This is a genomic window from Arcicella aquatica, assembly GCF_034928825.1.
GTDB classification, from domain to species: Bacteria; Bacteroidota; Bacteroidia; order Cytophagales; family Spirosomataceae; genus Arcicella; species Arcicella aquatica.
Genome location: NZ_JAYFUL010000010.1, coordinates 148,784 through 163,589 on the forward strand (window position 1 = coordinate 148,784; position 14,806 = coordinate 163,589).

The 14,806-nt window shown below is 34.0% G+C and carries 16 protein-coding genes; 13 read left to right on the forward strand and 3 right to left on the reverse strand.

Features of this window, described 5'->3' with window-relative positions; genetic code table 11:
- The first annotated feature begins 9 nt into the window (after positions 1–9).
- Together VB264_RS08780 and VB264_RS08785 are read left to right on the forward strand one after the other, a co-directional pair.
- Positions 10–1,290, forward strand: a complete 1,281-nt coding sequence (locus VB264_RS08780; protein WP_323248560.1) for an MFS transporter — start codon at positions 10–12, stop codon at positions 1,288–1,290.
- Positions 1,291–1,467: 177 nt separating this feature from the next.
- Entirely contained in the window at positions 1,468–3,858 is a 2,391-nt protein-coding gene (locus VB264_RS08785; RefSeq protein ID WP_323248562.1) for a glycoside hydrolase family 127 protein, read from the forward strand.
- Positions 3,859–4,022: 164 nt separating this feature from the next.
- Here the strand turns inward: VB264_RS08785 and VB264_RS08790 are convergent, their stop codons facing one another.
- Entirely contained in the window at positions 4,023–4,538 is a 516-nt protein-coding gene (locus tag VB264_RS08790; RefSeq protein WP_323248563.1) for a hypothetical protein, read from the reverse strand.
- Positions 4,539–4,733: 195 nt separating this feature from the next.
- Here VB264_RS08790 and VB264_RS08795 point away from each other — a divergent pair, with 195 nt between their 5' ends.
- The 10 genes from VB264_RS08795 to VB264_RS08840 all read left to right on the forward strand — a co-directional run bounded on the left by VB264_RS08795 (position 4,734) and on the right by VB264_RS08840 (position 11,865).
- Entirely contained in the window at positions 4,734–5,525 is a 792-nt protein-coding gene (locus tag VB264_RS08795) for a cyanophycinase (protein WP_323248564.1), read from the forward strand.
- 160 nt (positions 5,526–5,685) lie between these two features.
- Complete coding sequence (locus VB264_RS08800) at positions 5,686–6,276, forward strand: TetR/AcrR family transcriptional regulator (protein WP_323248566.1); 591 nt, start codon at positions 5,686–5,688, stop codon at positions 6,274–6,276.
- 70 nt (positions 6,277–6,346) lie between these two features.
- On the forward strand, positions 6,347–6,808 hold the full coding sequence (locus VB264_RS08805) for a hypothetical protein (protein ID WP_323248568.1): 462 nt from the start codon (positions 6,347–6,349) through the stop codon (positions 6,806–6,808).
- A gap of 1 nt (position 6,809) precedes the next feature.
- Positions 6,810–7,130, forward strand: a complete 321-nt coding sequence (locus tag VB264_RS08810) for a DUF3817 domain-containing protein (RefSeq protein WP_323248570.1) — start codon at positions 6,810–6,812, stop codon at positions 7,128–7,130.
- Between the two features lie 128 nt (positions 7,131–7,258).
- Positions 7,259–7,585, forward strand: a complete 327-nt coding sequence (locus VB264_RS08815) for an ArsR/SmtB family transcription factor (RefSeq protein WP_323248571.1) — start codon at positions 7,259–7,261, stop codon at positions 7,583–7,585.
- A 58-nt stretch (positions 7,586–7,643) separates the two neighbouring features.
- Entirely contained in the window at positions 7,644–8,282 is a 639-nt protein-coding gene (locus VB264_RS08820; protein WP_323248573.1) for a DUF1275 family protein, read from the forward strand.
- Positions 8,283–8,345: 63 nt separating this feature from the next.
- Complete coding sequence (locus VB264_RS08825; RefSeq protein WP_323248574.1) at positions 8,346–9,758, forward strand: MBL fold metallo-hydrolase; 1,413 nt, start codon at positions 8,346–8,348, stop codon at positions 9,756–9,758.
- An 18-nt stretch (positions 9,759–9,776) separates the two neighbouring features.
- Entirely contained in the window at positions 9,777–10,343 is a 567-nt protein-coding gene (locus VB264_RS08830) for a YeeE/YedE family protein (RefSeq protein WP_323248575.1), read from the forward strand.
- A 4-nt stretch (positions 10,344–10,347) separates the two neighbouring features.
- Positions 10,348–10,836: a DUF6691 family protein gene (locus tag VB264_RS08835; protein WP_323248577.1), complete on the forward strand. Its 489-nt coding sequence runs from the start codon at positions 10,348–10,350 to the stop codon at positions 10,834–10,836.
- A gap of 150 nt (positions 10,837–10,986) precedes the next feature.
- On the forward strand, positions 10,987–11,865 hold the full coding sequence (locus tag VB264_RS08840) for an AraC family transcriptional regulator (protein ID WP_323248579.1): 879 nt from the start codon (positions 10,987–10,989) through the stop codon (positions 11,863–11,865).
- Here the strand turns inward: VB264_RS08840 and VB264_RS08845 are convergent.
- Positions 11,862–12,125: a (2Fe-2S) ferredoxin domain-containing protein gene (locus tag VB264_RS08845; protein WP_323248581.1), complete on the reverse strand. Its 264-nt coding sequence runs from the start codon at positions 12,123–12,125 to the stop codon at positions 11,862–11,864. The genes VB264_RS08840 and VB264_RS08845 overlap by 4 nt on opposite strands.
- A gap of 227 nt (positions 12,126–12,352) precedes the next feature.
- On the opposite strand from VB264_RS08845, the gene VB264_RS08850 reads away from it, so the two are divergent.
- Positions 12,353–14,338 (forward strand): glycoside hydrolase family 3 protein, encoded by a 1,986-nt coding sequence (locus tag VB264_RS08850; protein ID WP_323248584.1) that lies wholly within the window; start codon positions 12,353–12,355, stop codon positions 14,336–14,338.
- Positions 14,339–14,617: 279 nt separating this feature from the next.
- On the opposite strand, the gene VB264_RS08855 is transcribed toward VB264_RS08850, so the two are convergent.
- Positions 14,618–14,806: hypothetical protein (locus VB264_RS08855; RefSeq protein WP_323248583.1), on the reverse strand; the 189-nt coding region annotated here is incomplete at its 5' end.

Here is a 14,806-nt window from a genome sequence, read left to right on the forward strand (position 1 = left end):
CCATTCTCTATGAAAAATTCAGGTACTTACCGTTGGACGATTGTAGCTTTATTATTCTTTGCCACAACCATCAATTATCTCGATAGACAAGTAATAGGTCTATTGAAACCAACGCTCGAAAAAGAATTATCTTGGACAGAAAGCGATTATTCAAAAATCGTGATGTCGTTTACAGCCGCTTATGCGATTGGCTTATTGATTTTCGGACGCATTATTGATAAAATTGGTACAAAGCTCGGTTATACCATTTCTATTATTATTTGGAGTATTGCCGCTATTTTTCATGCAGCAGCTAAAACAACTTTAGGTTTTGGCATTGCAAGAGCCTCGTTAGGTTTTGGAGAAGCTGGAAACTTTCCTGCGGCCATTAAATCGGTTGCAGAATGGTTTCCTAAAAAAGAGAGAGCTTTGGCAACGGGTATTTTTAATTCTGGAGCAAACATTGGGGCAGTAGTTGCTCCTATCATGGTGCCTTGGATTTTGGGTGCTTATGGTTGGGAAGAAGCATTTATCATCACGGGAGCCATCGGTTTTATATGGCTACTTTTTTGGTGGTTTATTTATGAAATTCCCACTCGTAAGAAAAACCTTTCAGCTAAAGAGTTTCAGCACATTCATAGTGATAATGAAGAAGAAGAAGAAGGTACTACAGCATCAGTGCCTTGGCTACAACTTTTTAAATATAAACAAACTTGGGCATTTGTTACGGGTAAATTTCTGACGGACCCTATCTGGTGGTTTTTCTTATTCTGGTTACCATCTTATTTTTCGTCAACTTTTGCTTTAGATTTAAAAAAGCCAAGCATACACTTAGCCGTTTTATATACTTTTACTACCATAGGCAGTATTGGGGGTGGCTATTTATCAGGATGGTTTATTAAAAAGGGCTGGACAGTTTTCAAAGCTCGTAAAACAGCCATGTTGATTTTTGCCATATTCGTTATACCTATTGTGTTAGCGCGTTATGCTACTAACATTTGGCAAGCAGTATTTTTGATTAGCTTAGCAGCATCCGCTCATCAGGCTTGGAGTGCTAATATTTTTACTACTGTATCAGATATGTTTCCTAAAAAAGCCATTAGTTCTGTAGTAGGAATCGGAGGAATGGCAGGTTCTTTAGGAGGTGTCTTGTTCCCTTACTTTATTGGAATTATTTTAGATAAGTATAAATTACTTGGTGACCTAAACGGAGGCTATAATATCATTTTCTTAGCCTGTGGTTTTGCCTATTTATTAGCTTGGGGCATTATTCATTTGCTAACGCCAAAAATGCAAAAGGTAGATTTGTGAAAAACTTAAAATCATTTATCCATATTGAGGGATTTGAGTCCCCCGTTATGGATTTGGTGCTTAAAAGCCTTGCTTTTATAAGTACCATTTATATAATCAAAAAAGCGTACCTATATTTGTGTCAAAAATACACATTTTAAATTTAACCAATTTTTATTCAGGTCAAATTTTTAATCCATGAACAATCCAATGTCTATCAAACACTTTTCTCTATTCTTGTTTTTCATCAGCATTTTAACAACAAGTTATGCTCAACAAGAAACGTCTTCTGCTACTCCAAAGCTTCAAAGTTTTCCTTTACAAGCTGTTCGTTTGCAAGCGGGTCCATTTTTGAATGCACAGCAGGTGGATATGAAATATATCATTGCCCTAAATCCTGATAGACTGTTAGCTCCATATCGCATAGATGCAGGCTTGCCATTAAAAGCAGAACGATATGGAAACTGGGAGAATTCTGGTTTAGATGGACACATTGGGGGGCATTATTTATCAGCTTTGGCGTTGATGTATGCTTCCACCAATAACCCTGAAATGCAAAAACGCCTAAACTACATGGTGTCTGAATTGGCTTTATGTCAGGAAAAAAATGGTGATGGTTATGTCGGAGGTATTCCACAGGGAAAAGTATTTTGGTCGAGGATTGCCAAAGGAGATTTAGATGGTAGTGGATTTGGACTAAACAATACTTGGGTGCCTCTGTATAATATTCATAAATTATTTGCAGGTTTATACGATGCCTATACGGTAGGAGGTAATAAACAAGCATTAACGGTTTTGGTAAAATTAGGTGATTGGTTTGCTGGTACGATTCAAAACTTGAATGAAGTTCAAATCCAAAAAATGCTTCAAACTGAACATGGAGGAATGAATGAGGTATATGCTGAGTTGTATGAAATTACGAAAGAAAAAAAATATTTAGAGATAGCTCAGAAGATATCTCATCGTGCTATTTTAAATCCTCTCTTAGCACAAAAAGATGCGCTGACAGGCTTGCATGCTAATACGCAAATTCCGAAAGTGATTGGTTTTCAGCGTATAGCAAGTTTGACGAATAACCAAGATTGGGCTAATGCCGCTAATTTTTTCTGGGAAAATGTCAGTTCAAAACGCAGTGTTTCTTTTGGCGGAAATAGTTTCAGAGAACATTTTAATCCTATTAATGATTTTACGCCAATGTTAGAATCTAATCAAGGTCCAGAAACTTGTAATTCCTATAATATGCTCAAACTGACTAAATCTTTGTTTTTGTCAGAACCTAAAGCCAATTATATAGACTTTTATGAACGTACTTTATACAACCATATTTTGTCTTCTCAACATCCGACTAAAGGAGGATTTGTATATTTTACGCCTATTCGTCCTCGCCACTACCGTGTGTATTCACAACCACAAGAAGGCTTTTGGTGTTGTGTAGGCTCAGGGTTAGAAAATCACGGGAAATATGGAGAAATGATTTACGCCCATACCGACAAAGATTTATATGTAAATCTCTTCATGGCTTCAACCGTGAACTGGAAAGAAAAAGGAATAGTACTTACTCAAAATACTCAGTTTCCAAACACTTCCAATTCAGAAATTATCTTAAAACTTACAAAACCACAAACCTTTACGCTTTATGTTCGCTACCCGAAATGGGTAAAAGAAAATGCTTTTCAAGTAAAAATCAATGGTAAATCCTTTGTGCTGAATGAAAAACCATCGTCGTTTATTACCATCAATAGAACTTGGAAATCAGGGGATAAAGTATCGCTAGTTTTCCCGATGGAAACTATAGCTGAAACACTTCCAGATGGTTCATCTTGGGTTTCATTTGTACACGGACCAATCGTATTAGCAGCCAAAACAGATACAACAGACCTAAAAGGACTTTTTGCTAACGATAGTCGTATGGGACATGAAGCCTCAGGAAAACTATATCCTTTAGATGAAGCACCGATTTTAGTAAGTAATTCTAATGAATATTTATCGAAAATACAGCCTATCAAAAATACAGCTTTACAGTTTTCAATGGGTGATGCACTTTATCCAAGCAAATACCAATCACTCACCTTAATTCCTTTTTATCAATTGCACGATGCCCGTTATATGATGTATTTTCCTGTAATGAATCAAGAACAATTGGCTGGTAAAATTCAGGAAATGAAGGAAAAAGAGCAATTGAAATTAGCATTGGAACAGAAAACCATAGACCAAATTGCTTTAGGAGAACAACAACCCGAAGCCGACCATCATTTTCAAGGAAATCAATCAAACACAGGAGGAGAATTAGGTGCTTTTTGGAGAAGCACTATCGATTGGATTAGCTATGATTTAAGAAATATTGAGCAGACTGCTAAGAAATTAAGAGTTACTGTAGGGAATGAAAATAAAGTAAGAGAATTTGATATTGTTATCAATGGTGAGTTGTTTAAAACGATTCAACTAGAAGCAAAAAAGTCGAGAAAGCCATCAGATATTGATTATGAATTGCCACAAGCATTGAATACAAAAGCTATCAATATCAAATTTGTTGCTAAAAATAAACAAAGTACTGGGGCAATTTATAGTATTAGATTACTGAAGGAATAGTGTATTTTTCTTCAAAATCTCTGATTTGAATTGGCTTGAGAAAATAATATTTTGGATAATTGTAGCGGTAACCCTTGCGGTTACCGTTTCTTTTGTCGGAATGTCGGTAACCGCAAGGGTTACCGCTACATTTTGCTCTTGGTAGTTTTACTAACGATTTGTGCTTATTTCTTTCGTTTTTCTTCGTTCATATTTTTCCATAATTCAATATCATCGTCAAATTCATCTTCATCATCTGAAGGGGCATATTCAACTTGTATAGAAGTTTTTGTTGCATTTGTCAGTTCAATAATTAATTTTTCTACTTCAAATGCTTTGTCATAATTGTCAATTAAGCTACCATTCTTTAATAGTTTTTCTTCAATAGATATTCCAAAAATAATTTTTTCATCGAATGTAAATTTTAATATTATATGACTTACTTCTTTTTTTAAATAATCTCCAATATAAAAAGCAAATCCATAGTTTCTATGGATAAGACCATAATCAATTACTTCTGTTAAAGTTCTAATTGATGTCCAAGTTTCTTCTACATCATACTGCTCATTTTTGTATACAAAAATTTCTTGCTCTTCTCTGTTTTCAATTTTATCTCTGTAAGAAAAATAGTCTAAAAACTTTTCAACGGTTACTTTGTCTCTCTGTTTTGAAAGCCCGTAAATATCATAATAGGGAGGCATAACTTTTCCTTCTCTTTTTTTAGTGATTTTTACATTGTTAGAATAACAATCTATTCAATTCTCTAAAGTATCATTTTAATTTTTAATATAAAACTCAGAGATAAGAATCCTCAAACAGAATATCTTTATACTATTTTTTACAAATTACATTTGCGATATTGTAAGAAAATTCTTCAACAAATAATTCTTACAAACATGCTTCTAAAAATTCTATCAATCATTTTATTGTGTTCAGGCTTTACTTATGCTCAAGAACGTTTAATTATTATCGGAGGGGGAAAACGTCCTGCCGATGTATTGACAAAATTTGTTGAATTAAGTGGTAAAGACCAAGGCGAGATATTAATTATTACATGGGCAAGTGGCGAACAAGAAGCCAGTTTTCAATCTATCAAAAAAGATATTTCAGCATTATCTCCTATTAAAGTTGTTCATGCACCAGTTTCTCCGTTGGCAGTCGAGTCTAAAGAAGTATTGTTGAGTCAGTTAAAAACAGCTAAAGGCGTTTTCTTTACAGGAGGCGACCAAGTTCGGATTATGAAGGTGTTGGAAGACGAAAGTTTATTCAAGGCTATGCACGAACGTTATCACAAACAAATCGTTTTTGCTGGTACTAGTGCAGGAACAGCCATCATGTCTGAAAAGATGATTACGGGCGAAGGTAAACTGGATGTAATTGACGGTTCGCAGGTTGAAACTAAAAAAGGCTTAGGATTATTACCCAATGTAATTGTAGATCAGCATTTTGTAAAGAGACAACGAGAAAATCGCTTGATGGGCTTAATTCTTCAAAATCCAACGTTATTAGGAATTGGTATAGATGAAAACACAGCTGTATACGTACAAGACAATAAATTAGCTGAAGTACTAGGCGAAAGTCAGGTGTTGATTTTTGATACCCAACAAAAGAAAAATGAAATGAAAATGTACTTTTTGAAAAAGGGAGATAAATTTGATTTAGTAAAGAAGAGTAAGCTTAAAATATAGTCAACTATATTTTAATAGTATTGAGAAATTAACCCTTGCACACCAAAGTTAAAAACTTTGTGTGCAAGGGTTAATAATTTACAACCTATCATGATGAGAGAATTTTTCAATAAATCAACCATCTTTGTATCATCAAATAAGATTAATTAGGAATAGTAATATGGGAAAAGCTGCTGAAACACGAATGACAATCCTTCAAAAAGCCTTTGAGTTGATTTATATCAATGGTTATCAGGCTACTAGTATTGACGATATTATTGCTACTACTAAAGTAACAAAGGGTGCTTTTTTTTACCACTTCAAAAATAAAGAAGAAATGGGGCTTGCTGTCATTAACGAAATGATGCAGCAAACGATGGGGAAAATGTTATTAGAGCCACTTTTGACGGCTGAAAATCCATTAATGGCTATTTATCACATGATGGAATATTTATTAATGCAAGAACCTTATTTGCACATTAAATATGGTTGTCCTACTAACAACCTGATTCAAGAAATGGCTCCTTTGAATGAAAACTTTAGCAAAGCACTTACTAAAATTATGGATGATGTTTTACAAAGTATAGAGAAAGCTGTTGAGAGAGCAAAAACTTCAAACTTGGTAAGGGCAGATGTTAATAGCAAACAAGTAGCAATCTTTGTCTCTGCCAGCTATGGAGGTATCAGAAATTTAGGAAAATTATATGAGAACGCTGATTATTATCGAGCCTATTTAAATGAGTTAAAAGACTATTTTAATCGATTGGAATAATTTTTTATTCAAAAACATACTATTTAGTATGTTTTTGAATATCTTTGCAGTATTAAAACTGAAAATATCGATGCAAATACTCTTATTTATTCATTCTCTGTTAAGGTGGCTAGTCTTAATTAGTATTATATATTCTCTATTCAGAGTATATATGGGCTTAAAGAATCAGACAGTTTTTTCTAAAACAGACAATTTAGTCAGACACTGGACAGCTACTATTGCCCATATTCAATTAATTGTTGGGATTAATCTTTATATTAAAAGCCCAACAGTTAAATATTTTTTAAGTAATTTTAAGCAGGCTATTCAGCACTTAGAATTTACTTTTTTCGGTTTAATACATATCCTTTTAATGTCGATTGCCATCATAGTTTTAACCATTGGCTCGGCATTAGCAAAACGTAGAAAAAACGATGAAGTTAAATATAAGACAATGTTAGTTTGGTTTTCATTAGCTTTATTCATCATTTTCATAGCCATTCCTTGGCCATTTTCTCCTTTAGCACATAGACCACTTTTTAGACCATTTTAAGATGAAAACATTATTATCTACCAATATTGGGCGTTTGCGCATCATTGCTTTTCTTGAAGGAGTATCATTTTTATTATTACTTTTTATCGCTACGCCGATGAAATATTATTTTGATAGTCCAGCAGGAACAAAAATACTTGGACCTATTCATGGGGCATTATTTATCCTTTTCATTTTAAATGCTTTAAGTGTGGGTGTAGAAGAAAACTGGAAGTTTTCGACCACAACTTGGAAGGTATTAGTAGCCAGTATTTTACCGTTTGGTACTTTTTATATTGACCATAAAATTTTAAAAGATATTCAAGAAAGTAAAGAAGGTTAAGTATGGTTTTTATCGAACAAATCAACAAATTTACAGTACAATTTACCTAAATAGCATCGTATTGAACAATTCTATACTTCTATATGAAAATATTATCATATATTTGTATTGTGATTAACAAGACAGCAATGGAAATATTAGAAAACACCCCTAAAGAAAGATTTCAAGCCAGTAAACAGAAAATGGAGAAGGCTGCCTATATCTTAAAGACTGTGGCACATCCTGTTCGTTTAGCCATTATAGATTTGCTGAATCAGCAAGGAGAAATGGGCGTAAACGATATTTGCAAAGCCCTAGACTGCGAACAATCGCTGATTTCTCATCATTTAATTAATATGAAGCTTCGGGGAATACTTCAATCTCAAAAAGATGGATTGAATGTATACTATGATTTGAAAGAGAAAGAAATCGTTAAACTGTTACAATGTATTGAAAATTGCGATTGCAATATGTAACTTTTTTTACATTTCTATATGAAAAAAACAACATATATTAATTTTAATAATACCATTAATGATTACTCGAAAAACATATATATCCTCCTTTTCCTTTTCGTTTGTTTCGGGAATTATTAATATTTTGGGCATACAATTTTTAGGATTGGTTGTAACAAATGTTACTGGACATTATAGTACAAGTATTTTGTCCAATAAAACAGAAACGTATAAAGACATCCTTATTACCAGTTCATATATTTTTATGTATTGGTTAGGTTCATTTTGGGCGTCTTCATGTTTTTATTATGGAAAAAAAACCGATAAAGCTTATATAAAAGCGTTACCTATTTTCTTGAATCTTATTATTTTGTTATATGCTCTTTGGTCACAGAATTTAGTGGTTTGGTTGCTCTTTTTAGTTTCCAGCACGCAAAATGCTTTTGGAGCTAATCATAGCGAAAATCAGATTAGAGCTTCGCAAATTACAGGTGTAGTAATGGCTTCTGGACTTGATATGGCTAAATATTTTTTTGGAGGGTTTTCAGCAGATTGTAGAAAAGATTTTTTGAAAGCTTTCAGTGTTAAAATGCTGAATATTATAGGATTCATAGTCGGGGGAATCGCTTCCTTTTTTTATAGTTCACTCTCCATTTTGTGGTTGCCAGTTGCATTCTATTGTATCGTTTCAGTGCTAATTCTAAAGAAAAAACTTTAAGTATTTAATATTATTTATCAATAATCAATAAACTAATACATTTCATTGATGTATTCATTAACAATGATAGTAGAACAAATTTATACAGGCTGTTTAGCACAAGGTGCTTATTATATTCAATCAGAAGGTGAAGTCGCCATTATTGATCCTCTTCGTGAAGTACAACCTTATATTGCGAAGGCTGCTAGAAATAATGCAAAAATTAAATATATTTTTGAAACCCATTTTCATGCAGATTTTGTATCAGGGCATTTAGATTTATCTCGCCAAACGGGTGCTTCTATTGTTTATGGTCCCAATGCCAATCCTAGTTTCGATTGTATTGTCGCAGAAGATGGTCAGGTCTTTCAAATTGGAAAAGTAAGCATCAAAGTACTCCATACGCCAGGACATACGATGGAGTCTGCATGTTTTTTACTAACAGATGAGAACGGTCATCAGCATTGTCTGTTTTCTGGAGATACCCTTTTTATTGGGGATGTTGGTCGTCCAGATTTAGCTCAGAAATTGGGAAGTATCACGACAAACGATTTAGCAGGTTTTTTATATGATTCGTTAAGAAATAAAATAATGACATTGCCAGATGATTTAATTATTTTTCCTGCGCATGGTGCTGGTTCGGCTTGTGGTAAAAATATGAGCAAAGAAACTTTTGACACATTGGGTAATCAGAAAGCGACTAACTATGCTTTGAAAGAACAAACCAAAGAAGAATTTATCGCAGCAGTAACCGATGGCTTGTTGCCTCCCCCATATTATTTCCCTAAAAACGTAATGATGAACAAAACAGGTATCAAAACGATGAAGGAAATTGTCAATAATGTACAGGCTTTATCGGTAGAAGCCTTTGAGGCGGCTGCCAATGAAACTGGAGCTGTTGTGTTGGATACTCGTTCAGCACAAGTATTCAAAGATGCGTTTATTCCTAATTCAATTAATATTGGTATCAAAGGGGATTTTGCTCCGTGGATTGGCACTTTGATTACTGACATCGAACAAGAAATTCTGTTTATTGCAGATGAAGAAAATATCGATGATGTTGTTACACGTCTTTCACGAGTTGGCTACGACAATGTGATTGGTTATTTGGAAGGAGGTATCGAGGCTTGGATAAAGGCAGGTAAAGAAACAGATAGTATAGAATCTATATCAGCGACTGAATTTGCTAAAAGATTTGAAGAAGCTAACGGGCAATTAATTGTGAAGGATGTTCGTAAGCAAACAGAGTATACAGCCGAGCATATTGACGAAGCTATGAATATTCCTTTAGCAGTATTAAGTGATAACATGGCTGAATTTTCAAAAACAAAAACTAATTATATTCATTGTGCGGGGGGATATCGTTCTATGATGGCAAGCTCTATTTTAAAAGCCCGAGGTTTTGATAATGTAGTAGATGTGGCTGGAGGTTTTAATGAGATTGCTAAAACAGCTGTTCCTACAACAGATTTTGTATGTCCTTCTAAATTAAAATAATATTTAACATCGAGAAAAATGATAGAATTAATTCGTCAGCCTTGGCATTGGGCAGTTGCCGGAGTACTAATTGGTCTAACTGTACCGACTTTGCTCATCATTGGGAATAAATCTTTTGGGATTTCATCGTCTCTACGTCATATCTGTGCAACTTGTTTTCCTGCTAATATTTCTTTCTTCAAATATGATTGGAAGAAAGAAATATGGAATTTGTTTTTTGTAGCAGGCGTATTAATTGGTGGATTTATCGCTACCAATTTTTTATCCAATCCAAATACAATTGTCATCAGTGAACAAACGGTTACGGATTTGAAAGCTTTGGGTATTACAGATTTTTCAAACTTAATGCCTGCTGATTTATTTAACGTTGACAATATTTTTACTTTGAAAGGCTTCTTCTTTTTTATATTGGGTGGTTTTATGGTTGGTTTTGGAACAAGATATGCAGGCGGTTGTACTTCTGGACATGCTATCATGGGTTTATCAACCCTACAGCTTCCGTCATTAATTGCTACTATTTCATTTATGATTGGGGGCTTTTTGATGACATTCCTGCTGTTACCTCTTATCTTTAAACTTTTCTAAGACCATGCAAAAACAAGATGTTTTAATGAATGAAGAGTTTGTGTGTGATGCACCAAACGAACAAATTAAAAAAGAATCCTTCGCTAGCAACTTTAAATATATGCTAGTAGGTATCATCTTTGGGATAGTATTCGTGAAAGCTGAAATAGTTTCATGGTTCAGAATACAAGAGATGTTTCGGTTACAATCATTTTTTATGTATGGGGTGATTGGTACGGCTGTGATAGTAGGAATGACTTCTGTATTTCTAATTAAGAAATTTAAGATAAAAACACTTTCTGGCGAAAAAATCATTTTCCATGATAAGGTTTTCAATAAAGGGCAAATCTATGGAGGCTTAATTTTTGGCTTGGGTTGGGCCATTACTGGTGCTTGTCCAGGGCCATTGTTCGCTCAAATCGGTAGCGGTTTTGCAGTAGTAAGTGTCACTTTAATAAGTGCTATTGCTGGTACGTGGGTGTACGGATATTTAAGAGATAAATTACCACATTAAGTTTTTTTATAGACAGAAGACGCAAGACATAAGATATAAGACAAGATTTTTTAGTCTTTATAAAACTTACTTCTTTTGTCTTGTTTCTTCTATCTTAATCTTATAAAATTATATTCTTAATCTTCTAGTCTTTAGTCTTCTGTCTATAAAATGAAAAAACCAATTCCAATCATCACCATCGAGCAACTAAATAGTTGTGGTACGCATATCATGATGAATATGGATATTAGAAGATTAGAGGTTCATGCTAAAACATTGACTCCTGCTGATTTTCCGCATAGACATGATTTTTATAATTTGATTTATATAAAAAGAGGGTCGGGTACTCATGATATTGATTTCAGGCATTACGAGGTAGTACCGCACCAACTTTTTTTAATGAATGAAGGGCAGGTACATGAATGGAACCTTAGTGATGATATTGAAGGGTATTCCTTTTTCTTTAAGAAAGAATTCTATGAAGTAGATGAAAATAATCTTTCGTTGAATGGATTACCCTTTTTCAATAATAGTCCGAATGATGAGCCAATGATTGTTTTTGCTGAGTCAACAAGCAAAGTGATTGAAACCCTTTTTGAAGAAATTATTCAAGAATATTCAGATAAAAAAGCACATTATGAATCTTTCATCAAAACGATTCTTAAGCAAATTCTGATACAGGCACTGAGGATATACCAACCTAATTACAAAGACGATACTTCTACATTAAGCATCTCAAAATTCAAAAGTTTTGAAAATCTGATAGAAGACAATTATCTGAAATACAAATCTGTGAAAAATTATGCTAGTCAACTAAATATCACTGCTAATTATTTGAATGCCATTTGTAATAAAATAGTAGGCAGAACAGCAGGAGAACTAATCCGCAATCGTATTATTTTAGAAGCCAAAAGGCTTTTATTGCACTCAAGTATGTCTATTTGTGAAATAGCCTATCACCTTGGTTATGACGATTGTTCATATTTTATAAGGGTGTTCAAAAAAGATGTTCATCAAACGCCCGAGCAATTCAGGCAGTTGAATCGTTAATTAGTTAAAATCATTTCCTTAAAAATCTTCTCGGCTTTCCACATCGAAACCTCAGTAAACCATTTGTTTTGTGGTTGAAAGCACATAACTGGTGCTTGTTTACATCTGTCAGTACATTCTATTTTAAAAATCTCTACAGTATCTTTTAAGTCATTTTCTTTAATGGCGTCTTTAAAAATTTTGCGTACTTCTTTGTGTTTTCCGCATTTGCTTCCATCACAAATAAAGATTGATTTTTCTGGGAATTTCGAGTCACTCATGGTTTTAAATGTTAAGATTGTTTGTCATCTCTATACGATTATAAAATATAACTTTATTTATAAAAAATAAGTATAAATTTATAATAGTAGGCTTTATGAAATAAGCCTTTCGCTATGGTAAAGCTTGTATTGAGAGGTAAATTAACTACAATAATGGTGATTGTTTCTAATTGGTTCATTAAAACTAAAGTTAAGATATGAATATTTACTTAAAAGCTACAGCGGTAATGGTGTTTCAAACATTTTTTACGCTAGGCTCAAATGCTCAGAAAATAATACAGCCCGAACTTGGCAATAGAAGTGTTAGTCTTTTGAAAGTGAAAAATCTAGTATTTAAGGATTTAAACAAGAATGCTAAACTTGATAAATACGAAGACTGGCGACTGCCCATTGACTTAAGAGTAAAAGACTTGGTTGCTCAAATGACTTTAGAAGAGAAAATAGGGTTTATGATTATTAGTAGCACCCGTTTGGCTGGTGATTATTCTTTTCAACCTAATGCACCTAAAGCGGAGATTTCGAGTGGTTTTAATGAAGAAGATTTGATGCAACCCATCAATATGTTTACCCGTAAGCCTCTGCCAGCTCCTACCATGTCAGCCGCTGGAACAACAAAAGGCGTAATGAATTATCACCTTCGTCACTTCATTCTAAGAGCCAATACTACAGCCAAAATCATGGCAGAATGGTCAAATAATCTGCAAGCGTTATGCGAAACATCACGCCTTGGCATTCCTGCTATCGTTGCTTCCAATCCTCGTAATCATGTTACGATTGATGCCTCAATAGGACTGAGTGTAGGTACAACTGTTTTTTCAAAATGGCCCGGAGAATTAGGCTTGGCTGCTATGCGAGATTTAAAACTTACTCATGAATTTGCTGAAATAGCTGGTAAAGAATGGTCGTCTGTAGGCTTACGAAAAGGCTATATGTATATGGCAGATTTGTCTACCGAACCTCGTTGGCAACGGATTGAAGGCACTTTTGGTGAAAATGCTGATTTGACATCAAGCATGATTCGCGAAATTGTATTGGGTTTTCAAGGCAATAAATTGAATAAAAACTCAGTAGCTATGACTACCAAGCATTTCCCAGGAGGTGGACCACAAGTTGGTGGGCAAGATTCCCATTTTGATTGGGGGAAAAATGCACATTATCCTGGCGGAATGTTTGAATACCATTTAAAGCCTTTTATAGCAGCCATTGCAGCAGGGACTTCGGCTATTATGCCTTATTATTCTGCCCCTAAAGGAGATGGATTTGAAGAAGTTGGATTTTCGTACAACAAAGCAATTATACAAGATTTGCTGAGAAAAAAACTTAGGTTTAAAGGAATTATAAATTCAGATACAGGCCCTATTGATATGATGCCTTGGGGGGTAGAAAACTTGTCGATTCTACAGCGTTATCAAAAAGCCATTGATGCTGGAGTTGATATTTTCTCAGGAAGTGCAGACCCGTCTTTATTACTAGAGACCGTTAGAAAAGGCTTGGTTTCCGAAGAAAGAATCAATGAGTCGATTACTAGACTTTTGAAAGAAAAATTTGAATTAGGTCTTTTTGAAAACCCTTATGTTGATGTAGAAACAGCTGTAAAAACAGTTGGAAATACAGCTTTTCAGAAAAAAGCAGATTTAGCCCTGAGAAAATCTATCGTTTTATTGCGTAATGATACAAAGGTTTTGCCTATTACTAAAAAGACAAAAGTATATTTTGAGACATATTATGACAATGGTAGAAACCCCAATCCCATTACTGTTAATAAACCTAGTATTTCGAACCTTAATATTGAATTTGTAGGAAGCAAAGAAGAAGCAGATGTTGTTTTATTATGGCTAATTCCTAATGGTGGGAGTTTGTTTAGTTCGCAAGGAAAACCGATTGAATTGAGTTTATCCAAAAATAAAATAGATGTAGCCCATGTAAATGAAATTATCAAGGCTAAGCCTACAGTGGTTGCCATTAACTTTACTAATCCTTGGGTAATTAATGAAATAGATGGTACAAACTTAAAAACTGTAATAGCAACATTTGGTACTACAACTGATGCAATTTTAGATGTAGTAAGTGGAGCATTTAACCCCACAGGTAAAATGCCTTTTACCACGCCTGTTTCAGAGAAAGCCGTTTCAGAAAATCAATCCGATGTGCCGGGATATTTAAAACCAAAAGGCTATGCACTTTTTAAGTTTGGGGATGGAATTAGTTATTAAGTAAGCTAACTTGGCAGTTTAATAAAGAAACATGAGTCATCCCGAATTTTCTCTTGGAAAAGCAAGTTTTAAAAGATTTCAATGTTTTTTGGATTTATTCTCGTACTTACTTTTTGCCTTGATGCAAAAAGTAACCGCAACGGCGGACCATAAAAAAATCAAGAATTCCTAATCGCATCGGCGAACCGACTCGCTTCGCTCAAACAGTAGGAATTCGTTGCCCATCAATCATAAAAAAGAGGCTGTCCCAAAAGGATAGCCTCTTTTTAATGGTCAATTTTATAGAACGCTATAATTTTCCATTCCTAATTTTCTAAAGTCGAATTTGAAGAATTCTAAATATTTTAATAGACTTTGATTATTCACAAAGCAAATCAATACCCTATTATTCTTCAATTTTTGAGTAAGGTGTCCAGTCCATTTTCTAAAATTATGCCCAAGAGCCATCAAGCCAAACTCGATATTGAC